Raw genomic sequence first — 18177 nt, forward strand, 5'->3', positions numbered from 1 at the left:
AACTGTATCTTAGCTTTGAACGTTCAAAAAGTAAACTGATATTCTCAGATAATATTATAATGATTTTTTATTAAATTGTGTAATACTTGTATAGATCAGTAGGATAATTAATATCAAGGTGACTACGATAGGCTGTATGGTATCAAGCACTGATATGTCTTGTTGAATAAGTGGGGTTGGCCATAGTGAAAGATTAACAGGATTAAATGCTCTAATCCTCGGTACAACATTTAGAAGCATCATTGCTAAAAAGAATAGCCCCATTATAAAAAACACACCAGAAGTCTGGTTAATCATTACTGATGCAAATAACATAATAGTAATGAAAAGTACAGTAAACAACCACAATAAACCCAACGCTAGAATAAGATGCTCAATTGGCTCGTAGGAAAAATAGATTAAACCATAGATAAAAGTAATCCCACTAGATAATAGATAACCTATTGTAAACACTATGATTGCGATGAGCCATTTAAAAATAAGTATTTTCCATCTAGATAACCCTTTTGTAATAGGCAAAATCAATGTTCCCTTTTCATATTCATAAGTTAGAGTTGAACTATAAATAATTAGAACTAATAAAATCCCAATTTGTCCCACATTTTTAAAAAATTGAATCCATATATCAGATAAAATTGGTTGAGGTATGACACTAGCTAGCTCTTCTGAGACAACTAAAGATATAATTTGTGGTGTAAATTTTGCTGTGAAGACATTAAGTAATCCAAATAAACAAAAAACAGATACAATAAGTAAAAATTTATATGATTTTATGGATTCTGTCCATTCTTTTTTTAAACAGATAGTAAACTGTCTCATCTTATCACCTCTATCAAAACATCTTCTAGATGGGCTTCGTAAACACTAATGCTGTCTGAAAAAACATCTTTCTTAACAAAATATTGAAATAATTCTTGTTGCATTTGATAAATATCATCAGTAACTAACTCAATATGATAATTCGTCTTTCCCTTTTTAAAAGGAAACAACTCGCACAATTCACCAATCAAATGAAATGACTCCTTTGAAAAAATAATTTCTATCGTTTGAGAACGATATGTTTTTAAAAAATCAGATCTAGATAAATCAAGTTTTATTTCATGGTTATGTAAAATAATAAACCGGTCACATATTTTCTCTATATCAGAAATAATATGAGTTGAAAAAATAATCGTCGTTTCTTGTTTGACTGACTCTAGTATACTGAGAATGTCTTGCCTTCCAATCGGATCTAAGGCTGATGTTGGCTCGTCGCAAATCAATAGTTTTGGACGATTAAATAAAGCTTGAGCTACACCAAGACGTTGTTTCATTCCTCTAGAAAAACTTTTGATTTTCTGGTTACTATCATTTAGACCTACTAATACTAAAAGCTCATCCACTCGTTTATTAATATCGCTTTCTGAGCTAACAGCAATACCTCCGCAAAATACTAAATATTCTCTAGCTGTCATATAGTCATAAAATTCTGGAACATCTGGTAAATAACCTATAAATTGATTTGTTTTATTATGCCCATAAGTTACCAGCTCATTGCAAACGGTAATCTGGCCACTATCTATTTTTAATAATCCAATGATGAGCTTCATTAGAGTCGTTTTTCCTGCCCCATTTTCTCCAATCAATCCAACAATGTCACCTTTATTTATTGAAAAAGAAACATCTTCTAATATTGGCTGACTATCAAATGATTTATTGAGGTGTTTAACTTCTAGAATAGACAATAATTAGCCCTCCTTTTCTAAAATAAAGTAACTAATTGGACCTAAAAATTGAAAAAGAATGACAATGATAAGCCAAGCATACTTATTTAAATAACGAAATTGTTTTTGCTTGATTATTTTTCTAATCGCTATAATCATTAATACCAATTGAATGATGAGAATAGGTATTAAAAAAGGTAGCATAGATATAAAGTCATTTGCTGATAAAGTATTCATTGGTAATTACCAACTCCTTTTAAAAAATTATGGATAGGGTAAAATATTTTGTGTAAATAGAAATTTAGGGTAGAAAAAGAGAAAGTCCATTCTGTAAAATTAAAGTTACGACACAGAAATTTTATAGGAGGACTTTCTCATGACTCATTTTACTACAGAAATAATGGAAACACTAATTAATAAAGGTGATTTAGATGATTTATTTCGTCGTCATTTAGAACTCGCTATCAACTCATTATTACAGGCTGAATTAACAGCGTTTCTTGACTACGAAAAGTATGATAGAGCTGGATTTAATTCAGGTAATTCCCGCAATGGGAATTACTCACGTTCATTTAAAACAGAATATGGAGAATTAAATTTGGTGATTCCTAGAGATAGAAATGGAGAATTTTCCCAACAAACATTACCAGCCTATAAAAGAACCAATGATTCCTTAGAAACTACTATTATTCAGCTATTTAAAAAAGGGATCACTATGTCTGAAATCTCTGATCTAATTGAAAAAATGTATGGTCATTATTACACACCACAAACTATTTCAAACATGAGTAAAATCGTATCTGAAGATGTTTTGGCTTTTAAAGAAAGAACTTTAGAAGCTAAATACTCAGTCATTTTTATGGATGCTACTCATATTCCTTTAAAGAGACAAACCGTATCAAAAGAAGCCGTTTATATTGTGATAGGCATTCGATTGGATGGAACCAAAGAGGTTCTAGGATTTACTATTGCTCCAACCGAATCTGCTTATGTTTGGAAAGAGATACTTCAAGATTTAAAAGATCGTGGTTTAGAAGAGGTTTTATTAGTTGTAACTGATGGTTTAAGTGGTATTCACGATAGTATCCATAGTGTCTATCCAAATGCTCAATTTCAACAATGTTGTGTCCATATCTCTAGAAATATTGCTCATAAGGTTCGTGTTAGTGATCGACAAGAAGTCTGTAATGATTTCAAATTGGTTTATCAAGCAGCTTCAAAAGAAGAAGCTATGAATCAAATAAGTTTTATGATAGATAAATGGAAAAAGCAGTATCCACGAGTAGTTAAATTACTCTTGAATCCTGCTATATTAACTTTCTATAACTTCCCACCATCAATCAGAAGAACTATCTACTCAACTAACTTGATTGAGGGATTTAATAAACAGTTAAAAAAATATACAAAGAGAAAAGAACAATTTCCTAATGAAGAATCTCTGGAGAGATTCCTTGTTTCTCAGTTCAATGAATATAACCAAAAATTTTTAGGCAGAGTACATAAAGGATTTAAGGAAATACAAGATACATTAGAATCAATGTTTTAACTTAAAAAAATGGAATGGATTTTCCATTTACACATAATTCTTGACGCAACCAAATTATGTTGTGATAAACACAAGTAAGATACTAAACAAAATAATCCCAATAATAAATACCCAACTTTTTCATGAAGCAAAATTAACAGTTAACCCAAATCCCATCCGTTTTTCCACCCAAACTGAAGGGTCTTGTGGGTTATAGTAAAACACCCCCAATTTCCAAAACTTATCGTCATCATAGTACTGGTCTTTACTTTTATCATGATTTAAACGACTACCAGACTGTCCGTAAAAAAACATAGTTCCGATGATAACAGCAAATAGAATAAACAAATCAATAAAAATAAATTTTTCTAATGTAACATAGGTTAAAAATGGCACAACACTTGTTAGTTGGATAGCTAGAAATAAAGTTTGAATGAGTATCCCCATAACTAAGTTTAAGTAAGATGACATACGTCGGTATTTTTGACTATTTTTTGCAGAGATAACGCCAGTGACTCGCTGTTTTCCCTTTTTAAAAGCTTCATTAGCGATGACTAAAGTTACCATGACGAATATTTGAACGATAATCAAGCTATAAATACTACTCCAGCTTTTTGGAACAATGCGATTAGGTTCACCGTCAAACCCCCACTGCATAATGATTTCTTTAGGAATCATGTCTAGATGACTAATTGTCATATAAAGAGTCATACCAATAATAATTAGCTGACTTATCACAATTAGTGAAGTAGGGACCATATTTAATTTTTTTCTAAAATTTAAATCAATTGGAATGGTCGAACTTGTTGTATCACCATGTTCTAAAGCTTTCTTTTTTATTAGTAGCATTTGTTGGTAATTATAAAAATACATACCACTAGCCACTAACAATTGTAAAATAATAAAAATTAAAAACCAAATAGTGAATTGTTGCTCATCAATACTTGGTAAATGAAATAATCTTAAAGAGATAAGAGATAAAACAAAACCCAATCCCATATTAATTAAGCTATACCGTTTTTTAGCCTGTGTGACTTCTTTTTTGTTTAATACATCAATTGGCAATGTGACACCAAACATAATACTTTGTGGTATTAAAAAGGGAGAGTCATGCTAAATAGGGTTGCGTCAAGAATTATGTGTAAATGGAAAATCCATTCCATTTTTTTAAGTTAAAACATTGATTCTAATGTATCTTGTATTTCCTTAAATCCTTTATGTACTCTGCCTAAAAATTTTTGGTTATATTCATTGAACTGAGAAACAAGGAATCTCTCCAGAGATTCTTCATTAGGAAATTGTTCTTTTCTCTTTGTATATTTTTTTAACTGTTTATTAAATCCCTCAATCAAGTTAGTTGAGTAGATAGTTCTTCTGATTGATGGTGGGAAGTTATAGAAAGTTAATATAGCAGGATTCAAGAGTAATTTAACTACTCGTGGATACTGCTTTTTCCATTTATCTATCATAAAACTTATTTGATTCATAGCTTCTTCTTTTGAAGCTGCTTGATAAACCAATTTGAAATCATTACAGACTTCTTGTCGATCACTAACACGAACCTTATGAGCAATATTTCTAGAGATATGGACACAACATTGTTGAAATTGAGCATTTGGATAGACACTATGGATGCTATCGTGAATACCGTTTAAACCATCAGTTACAACTAATAAAACCTCTTCTAAACCACGGTCTTTTAGGTCTTGAAGTATCTCTTTCCAAATGTAGGCAGATTCAGTTGGAGCAATAGTAAATCCTAGAACTTCTTTGGTTCCATCTAACCGGATACCAATTACTATGTAAATAGCTTCTTTTGCTACGGTTTTCCTTTTTACTGGAATATGAGTAGCATCCATAAAAATAACTGAGTATTTAGCCTCTAAAGTTCTTTCTTTAAAAGCTAAAACATCTTCAGATACAATTTTACTTATGTTTGAAATAGTTTGTGGCGTGTAATAATGACCATACATCTTTTCAATTAAATCAGAGATTTCAGACATCGTTATTCCTTTTTGAAATAGCTGAATAATAGTCGTTTCTAAAGAGTCATTGGTTCTTTTATAAGCAGGTAATGTTTGTTGAGAAAACTCACCATTCCTATCTCTAGGGATTACTAAATTTAGTTCTCCATACTCCGTTTTAAATGAACGTGAATAATTCCCATTTCGGGAATTACCTGAATTAAATCCAGATCTATCATATTTTTCATAGTCAAGAAATGCTGTCAGTTCAGCTTTTAATAATGAATTAATAGCTAGCTCTAGATGATGGCGAAACAAATCATCCAAATCACCTTTATTGATTAGTGTTTCCATAATTTCTGTAGTAAAATTATTCATGAGAAAGTCCTCCTATAAAATTTTTGTGTGGTAACTTTAATTTTACAGAATGGACTTTCTTTTTTTCTACCCTAAATTTCTATTTACACAAAATATTTTACGCTATCCTAAATAGAACACCAATAAATAAAAACATCATACTCATTATATTAATCATTCATATCACCTAACCTTAAATCTTCTTGACCATGTCTTATTAACTCATCAATATCAATATTGTAAACTGATGCATCAATTAATAATCCGTAAATGGTTTGTTTTATCTGTTCAACATATTCTTCATTAGGCTCTGCTGGTACAGTAGAGCTTATTTTAAACCCCTTTTTTTCTTTGACAACTATCCCCTCATCAGCTAATAATTTGTAAGCTTTATTGACAGTATGGAGGTTAATACCAATATCTCCTGCTAAACTCCTAACACTAGGTAATTCATCTCCAGGTATGAACTCCTCCATTAAAATAGCATGTTTTATCTGATAAATAAGTTGTGTGTATATTGGTACAAGACTCTTTGTATCAATATAAATCATAACGGTTCCCCCTTTCGTTATATATATACTATAACGGTTTTCGTTATATATCAACTATAACAAAAATGGGCTAGCAATAGAAAAAACACCATTTATCAACCATCAAATGGTTAATAAATAGTGTGTCAAATTTATATTATTATAGTTTATTAATCTCTACCAAAAATTCTAACAAGTGACAAGAACAAGTTAACAATATCTAAGTAAAGTGTTAAAGCGCAATAAATAGCTAAGCCTGATGCGCCCTTATCACCGTACTCATTATAGATGGCTTTAATCTTTTGATTATCTGTAGCAATTAAACCTGAGAAAATAACAACCATTGCTAACGTGATAAAGTAATCAACTGGTGCACTTTTTAGTAGAAAGGCATTTAATAAAATACCAATAATCACACCAATAACTAAACTACGTAAAGCATAACCAATACCACTTAAATCTTTTTTAGTAAAGATACCAATAAGTGACATGGCGATAAACATAGCTGAAGCTGTAACAAAAGCACGGATTATAGCGCCTTGGGAATACATGGCTAGTGTCATAGAAATTGTAATACCTGTTAAAACAGAGTACGCTATAAAACCAACTAATGATTTTGATGAGTCAGAAAAAGCAGTTTTTCCTAGATAAACGACTAATCCTAACTGAACAATCCATAGTCCCCAAAATAATAAGGGGTTACTTAAAATAGCCGGTAAAACGGTCGCTCTAAGTGGAATTAAAACAACATATGATGTAGCAGCACTGATTGCAAGTCCTAAACCTAGAAAGCCGTAAACCTTGCTGTAAAACTTAGTTATGCCACTTGTTTTTTCAACAACTGGATTTTGATTCATAAATAAACCTCTTTCTTAAATAAAATAATGGTCAATTAAATATTACATTGTATTAGGTCTAGTTTGGCCTAATAATTTTTCATAAGCAGTTTCAAATTTCTGAACATCTCCGGCACCCATAAAAATAGTAACGGCATTATGGTAATCAAGTAATGGTGACATATTTTCAAGTGATAATACTTCGCCACCTTTAGTGATTTTCTCTCCGAGATCTTCTATTTTAACTGAGCCCACTTCTTCTCTAGCTGATCCAAAAATATCACATAAATATACTTGATCAGCATCATCTAAAGCATCAGCAAACTCATCTAAAAGAGCAATGGTACGTGTAAATGTATGAGGTTGAAAAATCGCAATAATCTCTTTATCAGGATACTTTTGTCTAGCAGCATCAATAGTTACTTTAATTTCTGCTGGATGATGAGCATAGTCATCCACTATCACCATATCTGATACTTTTTTCTCACTAAAACGACGCTTCACACCATCAAATGTTACCATTTCTTCAGCAACTTTTGACATATCTAAACCTTCTAAATATGAAATGGCTACAACACTTAAAGCATTTAAAATATTATGAATACCATAAGCTGGTACTCTAAAACTACCAATTGTATTTCCTTCAAACATCACATCAAAGCTTGAACCTTCAGTCGTGCGTTTAATATTGACTGCCTTAAAGTCATCTTCATCAGTCAAACCATAATAATAAATAGGGACATCAGCTTTTAATTTTCTTAAATTGTCATCATCACCAAAAGCTACAATTCCTTTTTTAGCCTGACTAGCAAAAGACTGAAATGCATCATAAACATCTTCAATTCCTGTATAGTAATCAGGATGATCAAAATCAATGTTTGTCATAATAATATAATCCGGATTATATGCTAAAAAGTGACGACGGTACTCACAAGCCTCAAACGAAAAATACTTAGCATCTTTTTCTCCGTGACCTGTTCCGTCTCCAATTAAATAACTCGTTGGTTCAATTCCAGAGAATACGTGAGATAAAAGACCTGTTGTTGTCGTTTTACCGTGAGATCCTGTAATGGCAATACTTGTAAAGTTTTCTAAAAAATCCCCTAAAAACTTGTGGTAACGAATAACTGGAAGTCCTTTTTTTAGAGCTGTCTGAATTTCAATGTGTGTATCAGGAAATGCATTACCAGCAATGATAATCATATCATCTTGAATGTTTTTTTCATCAAAAGAAGAAATTTTAATTCCTGAGGTTTCCAGATCTCGTTGAGTAAAGATATATTTATCAATATCAGATCCTTGAACATCAAATCCCTTTTGCTTTAAAATTAAAGCCAAGGCACTCATACCTGTTCCTTTAATTCCTATAAAATGGTATGTTTTGTTATGATTTATTTCCATTAAAAAGCTCCTCTTTCATTAAAATACACTAATTGCTAGTTATTATTTATCAAAATAATTATTTTTTTTATTAATATTAGCTTCATCTTCCATAATAGTTGAAAGTGATTTTTCTAAGCGGTTATTTATCTTTTTATCAGATTGAGCACCAGTATGGTCATCATCTAACATTACTGCATCATCAATCATCATCATCATGTTATCTCTTGTTAATTTTAAAATATCAGACATCACTTCATCTTTTTCAGGTGAATCAAGTGGCTGGCTAACTTCTTCTTCAATCATAGAGACTGGGATGTGCTTTGGTTTAAAGATTGTTTTCTTATTTTTACCAGGTAAACTATATGACGATTCAAACTTAACTGAACGATGCTCACGTTTTTTATATTTCGCACGTCCCGAGTGATCTGTTTCATATAGTTTATTTGAAAAACTTGATTGAGGTGATTTGTATTCTTGATGTTTAGGCTCAACATATTGTTGATTATTTAATTGTCTAACCAATACTTCCTCTTCTTCTTGAAGTGTTTTTGACTTATCTTCCTTTTTAGTCACTTCTTTTTTTGTATAAGCAGCTTTTTTTATAGGTATAACCGGCTGCCTATTTTTAGGAGAAGCTTTTTCAGTGGTCATATTAGGCAAACCATCCTGGCCAAAATAATCAGGAGCACCTACCATGTCAACTCGGTCAAGAACAATAGAATGATTACCATCATTTCCTTGATGATGGCTATAACCATCTTTTATATCATGTAAAAATTGATTGCGTGTATTATGTCTATTTAGCTTAACTCCAGCCTCGTCATCGTAAGCTGGAAATCTGAAATGCTTACGCTTATCAGAAGTATTCATCATCATTATCATCCCTTTAAATTCACTGCATCCATTTTAACATAACTTTTTAGATAAAAAAACTATTATAAATATTATGCCCGGAAAGTACTTCAATACCTTAAATTAATAGAATAAGAAAAAAGAAAAGATAGATCTTATACACATAACTTGTTAGCGTTTCTTGTGTGTAAGATCTATCTTTTCGTCATGCCATATCTGACTGTTACCTGGATAGTTTGACTACTTACCAGGATGAAATAAATGCCAGAAAAAAGGAATATAAACATCAAAAATCGGTGCAATCACTCCAAAAATAATGACACTCGCCAGTAAAATACCAAAAATTGTCGCACTGACTTTCTTTGACTTTTTAAACATAAAGAATGCAATTAAAACAATTAATCCAATCACTAAAATAACTGCCAAATCTACAGAAGCCACATCTAAAGGAACACCCATTTGCCATGGTTTGAAGATTTGAGAGTAAAAGAACCAGATTAGTTCAATAAGGTAAATAACAATGATAGCCTTACTAATCGTGCCGTATTTCTTCTTATTTCCTTGGTTATCAACCATAATTTTATTCCTCCTTCCCACTTAAGTAATCCAATGGCATTATAACAAACTATGTCAGTTTTGTTAATGAAAAATGTAGAATAACATAAAAAAACTAGCTAAAAAGCTAGTTTTAAGGTTCTTTAATAATAACCGTTTCCATAACTGGTGCATTCTCGATTGTATCTGCAACAGGACAAGTACGATTAATGAATTCAACAAATTTTTCAATCTCTTCAACCGTATTATCTGCATCGATATATATTTGTGAAGATATTCTCGAAAATCCAATTTTAGCATCTGGATTTTTCCCCATAAAACCATCGACATCTAAATCGCCTTCTAGTTCAATTCGAATATCATTTAATTTAATATGGTGTAATCTGGCAAAACTCTTTGCCACAATAACTTTACAAGCACCTAAAGTACCCAGTAGAGCCTCAACAGGGTTCATTCCGGTATCTGTTCCACCTAAATTTTTTGGTTCATCTAGAATAAATTCAAAGCCTCTAGACTTACATGATACTTGCAGGCCCTCAACACTTTTAACCACAGTTTTAAACTTTTCAATTGCCATAATAAAACCTCCTAAACGTTATATATTCATTGTATCATTTTTCACAATAAAAAGGCTTTATATGATAAAACTCTTACAATCAAAGCAATTAATTTGACGATATATTTAACTTTCTAACAAATCAGTATCATAGATTGTAAAATCACAACGGTAGATGAATAAATATTTTCCATCAATAATAATACCTGTACTCTTTGGTACATCAGTATTATACATAGATACTTTATCACCAGCATAAGTGGCAAGAGGTGTTCCGTTTTGGCTACGAATTAAAATAACTTTACTTTTCCCTTTAAATGAGTTTCTAAAATCATTTACCATTGAATTAATCATAGGTACACTACGTTTTGTATTATCAATATTAACACGATCAGTGTATTCCGAAAAAATATTTTCTAATCCTTTTTCCTCAATAATCATAGATGATCCAACATGATGTAATTCATTTTTTCCAACTGTAATTTGAATCACATTAGAATCATGACTATCTTCATCTGTATCAAAACTCTCATCTCGTTGAATCTTCACTGATTTACCACTCACTTCATCGATAACTTGACTCGATTCATCATAAGTTCTAATTGTCATATCAAGTCCTTTAAAACTCTGTTCAAATTGTTTAAACGAGTTTAAAATATCTTGACATCCTGTCATAACGAATAATAATCCAATTAAACTAATGCTTGCTAATAACTTTTTATGTTTTGTTTTCATTTATTTTCCCTCCAAAATAAAATAAGGGTAAGATAAAAATTCTTACCCTTAATATACTACTCTTCAATTTTAATAGATTCAAATGCTAAATGATCATCTTCTAAATTAATGATTACTTGACTCTTAGGTCCTACATACCCTGCTACAATTTCTTTTGCAAGAGGTGTTTCTACTTCTTTAGTAATAAAGCGTTTAATAGGTCTAGCCCCATAAATTGGGTCATACGATTTTTCAGCAATCCATGTTTTAGCCTCATCAGAAATAGATAGCTCAATATCTTGATGTGCTAAGCGTTTAGTCAAGCTATTTGTCATTTTTACAATGATTTCTTTCACATCATCTAGACTTAGTGGACTAAATAAAATTGTATCATCAATACGGTTTAGGAACTCAGGTTTGAAGTGACCACGAAGCATGTCTAAGACACTTTCTCTAACTGGTTCACTGATCTCACCGTTATCATCAACACCTTCAAGTAATAATTGTGACCCGATATTACTTGTCATAATTAATACTGTGTTTTTAAAATCAACAATACGCCCCTTAGAATCTGTTAGGCGTCCATCATCAAGTACTTGTAATAAAATGTTAAAGACATCAGGATGAGCTTTTTCAATTTCATCTAGCAAGATGATTGTATAAGGACTTCTTCGAACTGCTTCTGTTAACTGTCCACCTTCTTCATATCCAACATATCCAGGAGGTGCCCCGACTAAACGAGAGACACTATGTTTTTCCATATATTCACTCATATCTAGTCTAACCATGTGTTCTTCTGAATCGAATAAACTCTCAGCTAAAGCTTTAGCAAGTTCTGTTTTACCAACACCAGTTGGTCCTAAGAATAAGAATGATCCAAGAGGTTTGTCAGGATTTTGAAGACCTGCACGTGACCTAATAACCGCATCACTTACTGCATCTACTGCTTCAGATTGCCCAATAACACGCTCATGAAGTGTTTCATTTAAACGTAAAATTTTCTCACGTTCTCCTTCTTCCAGACGACTCACTGGAATACCTGTTAAACGTCCCACAACAGTAGCAATTTCTTTTTCTGTCACCACTTCTTGGACTAAGCGGTCTTCATTTAATTTAGCATTTTTCTTTTCTAACTCTTTTAATTCTTCTTTAAGTTTTGGAAGCGTGCCGTGACGCAAGACAGCTGCTTCTTCTAAATCATAGTTACTCTCAGCGTTTTCAAGTTCTGTTTTTACTCTATCTAATTCAGCACGTTTTTCGTTAACTTTGTTTAATTCTTCTTTTTCAGTTTCCCACTTCATTTTTAGATTGTTAGCTTCTTCTCTAAGTTCAGCGAGCTCACCTTGAAGTAATTCTAAACGTTTTTTGCTGGCATCATCATCTTCTTTTTTTAGAGCTGCCTCTTCAATTTCAAGTTGCATCAAACGTCTTGTTACTTGGTCTAACTCTGTTGGCATAGAATTCATTTCAACACGAATAGTCGCACATGCCTCATCCACTAAATCAATGGCCTTATCTGGTAAATAGCGATCAGTAATATAACGGTTTGATAACACACTAGCAGCAACTAAAGCATTATCATGAATATTCACACCATGGTGAATTTCAAAACGCTCTTTAAGACCACGTAAAATACTAACAGAGTCTTCTACTGTAGGTTCTTTAACTAATACTTTTTGGAAACGACGCTCTAGGGCTTTATCTGTTTCCATATATTCACGGTACTCATCTAAGGTTGTTGCCCCTATACAATGTAATTCACCACGAGCAAGCATTGGTTTCAACAGATTTCCAGCATCCATGCTACCTTCTGTTTTACCAGCCCCCACAATTGTATGAATCTCATCAATAAATAGAATAATTTGACCATCTGAATTTTTAACTTCATTCAAGACAGCTTTTAGACGCTCTTCAAACTCTCCTCTAAATTTAGCTCCAGCAATTAAAGCCCCCATATCAAGTGAGATAATGACTTTATCTTTTAAGTTTTCTGGCACATCTCTTTTAACGATTCGTTGTGCTAACCCTTCGATAATAGCTGTCTTACCAACACCAGGTTCTCCAATTAAAACCGGATTGTTTTTTGTTTTACGAGATAATATACGAATCACATCACGAATTTCTTCATCACGACCAATAATCGGGTCTTGTTTACCAGATTTCACCGCTTCAATCAAATTCGTTCCATATTTTTCTAATGCTTCGTATTGTTCTTCTTGATTTTGACTAGTCACACGTTCTCCTCCTCTTAAGTCTTTGATTTTTTCTAATAACTCTGCCTCTGTTACTTTTTGGGCAAGTAAATATCTAGTTAGTGCATAATTTTTTAATTTCATTAAAGCTAATACAACAACTTCTGTTGATAAAAAATCATCATTAAAACTTTCTCTGATTTTATCAGCCTCTTGTAGTAAGTGATATAAATTTTGGCTAAGATTTTGTCCATATTGAACGTTTCCACTAATAACAGGAACTTTATCTAATTCTAGATCAATCTCATGCTCAAAAGCATCTACATCAAGGCCAATCCCTGAGTATAGATTTCTGGCAAAATGATTAGGTTGCAAGAAAATCTTCCACAAATGAACAATATCAATATCTTGATTTTTTCTAGTTACAGCAACTTGTTGCGCTTCAGCAATAGCTTGTTGTAAGGTTGTTGTCATTTTTTCTATATTCATCTTTCGTCCTCCCTTTTGCTAATATCATAATTTTACAACATTGGTCAAAAAAGGTCAAATAATATACTTGATCTTTCTATTTTTATTATAAAAAGAAATAACAATTAAATATAATCTGTTTTATTACCTTCATCCGATAAAAAAAATTGAACAAACAAAAAAGAAGTTAACATATGTCAACTTCTTTTCTAACTAACTTATTTTGTTTCGTTTAATTTAACTATTTCAACAATTAATGATGTCGCTTTTTCCATGCTTTCAACTGCTACAAATTCAAAACGACCATGCATGTTTTCTCCACCAGCAAAAATATTAGGCGTTGGTAATCCCATATAAGAAATTTTCGATCCATCTGTCCCACCACGAACAGGTGCTTTATTCGGTTCAATATCTAATTTTCTCATGGCTTCATCTACTAAATCAATAATACTCATATCTTTTTCAATCACTTCACGCATGTTGTAGTATTGATCAAAGATATTAATAGAGATTCTCTCTTGACCAAAGTCTTTATTCATCTCATCTACAATAGATTGAATATATGCTTTTTTAGCTTCAAACTTCTCACGGCTGTGATCTCTAATAATATATGTCATAGTTGCTTCATCCGGTACACCATCTAGTTGTAATAGGTGGAAGAATCCTTCATAACCATCCGTTTTTTCAGGCACTTCATCTTTTGGTAATTTATCATGTAAATCAATGGCAACTTGCAGAGCATTGACCATTGTATTTTTTGCAGTTCCTGGGTGAACATTTTTCCCTTCAATTGAAATATCAGCTTGAGCTGCACTGAATGTTTCAAATTGTAATTCACCTACAGGCCCACCATCCATTGTGTAGGCAAAATCAACTGGAAAATCTTCGACTTTAAATTTATCAGCACCAATTCCAATTTCTTCGTCTGGCCCAAATGCTACCATGACTTTACCATGTTTGATTTCTGGATGTTTAATTAAATATTCCATAGCTGTCATAATTTCAGCAATACCAGATTTATCATCTGCTCCTAAAAGAGTTGAGCCATCTGTTGTAATTAGTGTTTGACCTTTATAATTAGCTAGATTAGGGAAGTCTGTCACTGTTAATTTAAATTTACCTTCTTTGTCTAAGGCAATGTCTGATACACCATCATAGTTTTCTACAAATTGAGGATTAACATTTTCAGCATTGAAATCTGCTGTATCCATATGAGCGATAAAGCCCATGCTTCTCACATTTTTATCAGTATTGCTTGGTAATGTGGCAATCACAAATCCATTTTCATCATTATAAAAGACATCTGACATCCCAATTGTTTCAAGCTCTTTTTTTAATTCGTGAGCAAAATCCACTTGAGTTTGTGTAGTTGGTGTAGTTTTACTTGTTGCATCTGACCTTGTTTCAGTTTTAACATACTTAATAAATCTCTCTACTAAATTTGGATACATATTACGACACTCTCCTTAAATAATTTCAAATGGGTTGGTACTTACTTGACTGACAATAAAATCAACATCCCAGCCTTGTGAGTCTTTCCATTCATTAAACATTTCCACATATTTTTCTTTACAGATTGATTCAATATAGTGGCCAGGATCAATCACTGATAATCCTTCCTCTATCATATCATGAGCAGTGTGAAAATACACGTCTCCTGTTATATAAAGATCTGCTCCTTTTTTCAAGGCATCTTTATAAAATTTTTCGCCACTTCCACCACAAATGGCAATCGTTTCAATCATTTTTTCATGAGTATCTGTTACAAGTGTCACAGCGTTTAAACCAAAAACTTGTTTCACGTGAGTCACCGTATCATCTAAAGACATTGGTTGAGCAAGCTTGCCGATTCTTCCTAGACCGTAATCATCTGTCATATTTTCTAAGTTAAAAATATCATAAGCAGGCACTTCATAAGGATGATATTTCTGAATAATATCTTTAACAATATTTAATTGTCGTTCTGGAAATATAAATTCTTGTCTTTGCTCTTCAACTTGAGCTATCTTCTCTTTTTCTCCAGTGAAGGGGGCTGACATATCACTTGGTCTAAATCTACCTACTCCACTAGAGCTAAAGCTAGCAAAATCATACCCACCATATTCACCAACCCCAGCTTTGCCCAACATCTCACGCATAATACCAGCATGACTTGTCGGTGTAAACAAGACTAGTTTTTTATAAGGAAAACGATGTGTTAAACTTAAAAACTCAGTATCGTGAAGACCTAACAGATCACAAAACCAATCATTTAAACCTGGATTCACAATATCCATATTTGTATGTGCCGCATAAACTGCTATATTATGTGACAGTAAATCAGCAAACATTTGAGTTTGAAAATCATCTGTCGTCAGACGTTTTATAGGTCTAAAAATTGGTGGATGTTTGGCAATAATAAGGTCTACATTTTTTTCAATAGCTTCCCTAACAACAGCTGGTCTAACATCTAAAGTCATCATGACACGTTTTATAGGCTTATTTAGTGTGCCAATATGAAGACCAACGGGATCACCATCTTCAGCCAATTCTTTTGGAACAACACTTTCAAAATATTGAATGAATTCCTCTCCTGTCAGCATTATGATAATACCTCCTCAATTAATGTGATTTTATCTGTCACTTCTTTGATTTTTTTATCTTGTGTTTCTCTAGATTGTTCTAATTGTTTTAAAATATTGGAAAATTGATCTTTTTCTTGTAACCATTTTTCTTTAAAAATATCAGTTGGATCTTGAAGTAACACTGGTCCAAACATCTGCTCTTTTTTAGATAATTCACTAGATTCACTAGATTTATCAGCCACTATAATTTCATAAATTTTACCATTTTCCTTAATAATCAACTCATCTATAATCACATATGATTCCTTAGATAACCATGACCTTAAGACTTGTGACCCAATATTGGGTTGTAAAATTAATCGCTCATGACCTGTTAATTTATTATTTTGTTTTCCGCGCTCTAAGATATCACGAATCAATGTACCACCCATACCACAGATTGTAATCACAGAAACGCAATCACTAGCTTCTAAAACATCTAGACCATCACCTAGCCTTACATCAATCACAGATGATAAATCTAGTTCATTGACTAAAGATTTTGCTGATTCAAATGGTCCCTTAACTACTTCACCTGCAATCCCTGATAGAATTTGTTGATTTATCACTAAATATGCTGGTAAATAAGCATGATCTGATCCGATATCAGCTAATTTTGCACCTTTTGGAACAAAATCAGCTACTTTTTTTAAACGCATTGATAATTGTTGATGATCCATATTTCTACCTCACTTTTAAACTAAGTAATTCATTATACCATTTTTTTATTGGGCTTTCTAAGTAAAATAAAAATGATCTTCAGAGCCATCTACACTCCAAAGATCATTCCTATATTAAATGTTTATTCTAAAAAGTCTTTTAATTGTTTAGAGCGAGATGGATGGCGTAATTTTCTTAAAGCTTTTGCTTCAATTTGACGAATTCTCTCACGAGTAACACCAAATACTTTACCAACCTCTTCTAAAGTTCTAGTACGACCATCATCAAGACCAAAGCGCAGTCTTAAGACATTTTCCTCACGATCAGTCAATGTGTCTAGAACACTCTCTAATTGCTCTTTTAATAACTCATAAGCTGCATGTTCAGCAGGACTTGTAGCATCTTGATCTTCAATAAAATCACCAAGGTGCGAATCATCCTCTTCCCCGATTGGTGTTTCTAGAGAAACTGGCTCTTGAGCAATTTTTAAAATTTCACGTACTTTTTCTGGTGGAAGATCCATCTCAGCACCAATTTCTTCAGGTGTTGGTTCTCTTCCTAAATCTTGTAGTAATTGACGTTGGATACGGATTAATTTATTGATTGTTTCAACCATATGTACTGGAATACGAATTGTTCTAGCTTGATCAGCAATAGCTCGAGTGATTGCTTGACGAATCCACCATGTAGCATACGTTGAAAACTTAAAACCTTTTTCATGATCAAATTTCTCAACAGCTTTCATTAATCCCATATTACCTTCTTGAATTAAATCTAAAAACTGCATCCCACGACCAACGTAACGTTTGGCAATACTCACTACTAAACGCAGGTTAGCTTCAGCAAGTTCTTGCTTAGCTTCAGGATCACCTTCTTTAATTCTAAGTGCTAGAGCAACTTCTTCATCAGCCGTCAATAGTGATACTCGACCAATTTCTTTTAGATACATTCTAACAGGATCATTAATCTTAACCCCAGGTGGTGCAATTAAATCTTCTTCTTCTTTTTCATTCTTTTTTGATTTTTTATCTTGGTTTTTCTTAGCAACTCGTAAACTATGTTCGCTAGGCTCACCTTTTTCATCTACCACACTAATCCCAGCATCTTCTACACGCTCGATTAATTCATCCATAGCATCAGCATCTAACTCATAAGGAGTAGCTAATTTATTCGTTAAATCATCATAAAAAACAGATCCATTATTCTTATTTTCTTTTATGAATATTTTGACCTCTTTTTCATATGCATCATTCTTAACTTTTTCTGTCATATAAATTCC

At 32.3% G+C, this 18177-nt stretch carries 18 protein-coding genes; 1 reads left to right on the forward strand and 17 read right to left on the reverse strand.

Annotated elements, in window-relative coordinates; all coding sequences use genetic code 11:
• Positions 1-54: 54 nt before the first annotated feature.
• Genes VSF34_RS05325 through VSF34_RS05335 form a run of 3 tightly spaced genes read right to left on the reverse strand, consistent with a single transcriptional unit; the run spans position 55 to position 1940 of the window.
• The gene (locus VSF34_RS05325; protein ID WP_326716332.1) at positions 55-819 is read right to left on the reverse strand and encodes an ABC transporter permease; all 765 of its coding nucleotides are present in this window, start codon (positions 817-819) and stop codon (positions 55-57) included.
• Positions 816-1724 (reverse strand): ABC transporter ATP-binding protein, encoded by a 909-nt coding sequence (locus tag VSF34_RS05330; protein WP_326716333.1) that lies wholly within the window; start codon positions 1722-1724, stop codon positions 816-818. The genes VSF34_RS05325 and VSF34_RS05330 overlap by 4 nt, the downstream gene beginning before the upstream one ends.
• A 3-nt stretch (positions 1725-1727) precedes the next feature.
• On the reverse strand, positions 1728-1940 hold the full coding sequence (locus tag VSF34_RS05335) for a PLDc N-terminal domain-containing protein (RefSeq protein ID WP_326716334.1): 213 nt from the start codon (positions 1938-1940) through the stop codon (positions 1728-1730).
• Between the two features lie 139 nt (positions 1941-2079).
• Here VSF34_RS05335 and VSF34_RS05340 point away from each other — a divergent pair, with 139 nt between their 5' ends.
• Entirely contained in the window at positions 2080-3249 is a 1170-nt protein-coding gene (locus VSF34_RS05340) for an IS256 family transposase (protein WP_326716335.1), read from the forward strand.
• 120 nt (positions 3250-3369) lie between these two features.
• On the opposite strand, the gene VSF34_RS05345 is transcribed toward VSF34_RS05340, so the two are convergent.
• From VSF34_RS05345 to rpoD, 14 genes are all read right to left on the reverse strand, one after another.
• Entirely contained in the window at positions 3370-4308 is a 939-nt protein-coding gene (locus tag VSF34_RS05345) for a DUF5808 domain-containing protein (RefSeq protein WP_326716336.1), read from the reverse strand.
• A gap of 92 nt (positions 4309-4400) precedes the next feature.
• On the reverse strand, positions 4401-5570 hold the full coding sequence (locus tag VSF34_RS05350; RefSeq protein ID WP_326716337.1) for an IS256 family transposase: 1170 nt from the start codon (positions 5568-5570) through the stop codon (positions 4401-4403).
• A gap of 149 nt (positions 5571-5719) precedes the next feature.
• Positions 5720-6100: a GntR family transcriptional regulator gene (locus VSF34_RS05355; RefSeq protein ID WP_326716338.1), complete on the reverse strand. Its 381-nt coding sequence runs from the start codon at positions 6098-6100 to the stop codon at positions 5720-5722.
• A 149-nt stretch (positions 6101-6249) separates the two neighbouring features.
• On the reverse strand, positions 6250-6936 hold the full coding sequence (locus VSF34_RS05360) for a Bax inhibitor-1/YccA family protein (RefSeq protein ID WP_326716339.1): 687 nt from the start codon (positions 6934-6936) through the stop codon (positions 6250-6252).
• 42 nt (positions 6937-6978) lie between these two features.
• Positions 6979-8316 (reverse strand): UDP-N-acetylmuramate--L-alanine ligase, encoded by a 1338-nt coding sequence (gene murC / locus VSF34_RS05365; RefSeq protein WP_326716340.1) that lies wholly within the window; start codon positions 8314-8316, stop codon positions 6979-6981.
• 42 nt (positions 8317-8358) lie between these two features.
• The gene (locus VSF34_RS05370) at positions 8359-9174 is read right to left on the reverse strand and encodes a hypothetical protein (RefSeq protein ID WP_326716341.1); all 816 of its coding nucleotides are present in this window, start codon (positions 9172-9174) and stop codon (positions 8359-8361) included.
• Positions 9175-9390: 216 nt separating this feature from the next.
• Complete coding sequence (locus tag VSF34_RS05375; RefSeq protein ID WP_326716342.1) at positions 9391-9726, reverse strand: hypothetical protein; 336 nt, start codon at positions 9724-9726, stop codon at positions 9391-9393.
• A gap of 112 nt (positions 9727-9838) precedes the next feature.
• A complete protein-coding gene (locus VSF34_RS05380; protein ID WP_326716343.1) occupies positions 9839-10282 on the reverse strand; it encodes an OsmC family protein in 444 nt (147 codons plus the stop codon).
• A 105-nt stretch (positions 10283-10387) separates the two neighbouring features.
• Complete coding sequence (locus VSF34_RS05385; protein WP_326716344.1) at positions 10388-10996, reverse strand: DUF5052 family protein; 609 nt, start codon at positions 10994-10996, stop codon at positions 10388-10390.
• 56 nt (positions 10997-11052) lie between these two features.
• Positions 11053-13656: an ATP-dependent chaperone ClpB gene (gene clpB / locus VSF34_RS05390; protein ID WP_326716345.1), complete on the reverse strand. Its 2604-nt coding sequence runs from the start codon at positions 13654-13656 to the stop codon at positions 11053-11055.
• 197 nt (positions 13657-13853) lie between these two features.
• The gene (pepT, locus tag VSF34_RS05395; RefSeq protein WP_326716346.1) at positions 13854-15086 is read right to left on the reverse strand and encodes a peptidase T; all 1233 of its coding nucleotides are present in this window, start codon (positions 15084-15086) and stop codon (positions 13854-13856) included.
• A gap of 15 nt (positions 15087-15101) precedes the next feature.
• Positions 15102-16220 carry a Nif3-like dinuclear metal center hexameric protein gene (locus tag VSF34_RS05400; RefSeq protein WP_370659280.1) on the reverse strand — a complete coding sequence of 373 codons (1119 nt, stop codon included), beginning with the start codon at positions 16218-16220 and terminating at the stop codon, positions 15102-15104.
• On the reverse strand, positions 16217-16918 hold the full coding sequence (locus tag VSF34_RS05405) for a tRNA (adenine(22)-N(1))-methyltransferase (protein ID WP_326716348.1): 702 nt from the start codon (positions 16916-16918) through the stop codon (positions 16217-16219). The genes VSF34_RS05400 and VSF34_RS05405 overlap by 4 nt, the downstream gene beginning before the upstream one ends.
• A gap of 122 nt (positions 16919-17040) precedes the next feature.
• Positions 17041-18168 (reverse strand): RNA polymerase sigma factor RpoD, encoded by a 1128-nt coding sequence (gene rpoD / locus VSF34_RS05410; RefSeq protein ID WP_326716349.1) that lies wholly within the window; start codon positions 18166-18168, stop codon positions 17041-17043.
• Positions 18169-18177 lie beyond the last annotated feature (9 nt).

The organism is Vagococcus jeotgali (assembly GCF_035918315.1).
GTDB classification, from domain to species: Bacteria; Bacillota; Bacilli; order Lactobacillales; family Vagococcaceae; genus Vagococcus; species Vagococcus jeotgali.

Bases quoted from the DNA above. Each gene is read 5' to 3' on its own strand.
- VSF34_RS05325 (WP_326716332.1), bottom strand. From the start codon at position 819: ATGAGACAGTTTACTATCTGTTTAAAAAAAGAATGGACAGAATCCATA.
- VSF34_RS05335 (WP_326716334.1), bottom strand. From the start codon at position 1,940: ATGAATACTTTATCAGCAAATGACTTTATATCTATGCTACCTTTTTTA.
- VSF34_RS05340 (WP_326716335.1), top strand. From the start codon at position 2,080: ATGACTCATTTTACTACAGAAATAATGGAAACACTAATTAATAAAGGT.
- VSF34_RS05345 (WP_326716336.1), bottom strand. From the start codon at position 4,308: ATGTTTGGTGTCACATTGCCAATTGATGTATTAAACAAAAAAGAAGTC.
- VSF34_RS05350 (WP_326716337.1), bottom strand. From the start codon at position 5,570: ATGAATAATTTTACTACAGAAATTATGGAAACACTAATCAATAAAGGT.
- VSF34_RS05355 (WP_326716338.1), bottom strand. From the start codon at position 6,100: ATGATTTATATTGATACAAAGAGTCTTGTACCAATATACACACAACTT.
- VSF34_RS05360 (WP_326716339.1), bottom strand. From the start codon at position 6,936: ATGAATCAAAATCCAGTTGTTGAAAAAACAAGTGGCATAACTAAGTTT.
- murC (WP_326716340.1), bottom strand. From the start codon at position 8,316: ATGGAAATAAATCATAACAAAACATACCATTTTATAGGAATTAAAGGA.
- VSF34_RS05370 (WP_326716341.1), bottom strand. From the start codon at position 9,174: ATGATGATGAATACTTCTGATAAGCGTAAGCATTTCAGATTTCCAGCT.
- VSF34_RS05375 (WP_326716342.1), bottom strand. From the start codon at position 9,726: ATGGTTGATAACCAAGGAAATAAGAAGAAATACGGCACGATTAGTAAG.
- VSF34_RS05380 (WP_326716343.1), bottom strand. From the start codon at position 10,282: ATGGCAATTGAAAAGTTTAAAACTGTGGTTAAAAGTGTTGAGGGCCTG.
- VSF34_RS05385 (WP_326716344.1), bottom strand. From the start codon at position 10,996: ATGAAAACAAAACATAAAAAGTTATTAGCAAGCATTAGTTTAATTGGA.
- clpB (WP_326716345.1), bottom strand. From the start codon at position 13,656: ATGAATATAGAAAAAATGACAACAACCTTACAACAAGCTATTGCTGAA.
- pepT (WP_326716346.1), bottom strand. From the start codon at position 15,086: ATGTATCCAAATTTAGTAGAGAGATTTATTAAGTATGTTAAAACTGAA.
- VSF34_RS05405 (WP_326716348.1), bottom strand. From the start codon at position 16,918: ATGGATCATCAACAATTATCAATGCGTTTAAAAAAAGTAGCTGATTTT.
- rpoD (WP_326716349.1), bottom strand. From the start codon at position 18,168: ATGACAGAAAAAGTTAAGAATGATGCATATGAAAAAGAGGTCAAAATA.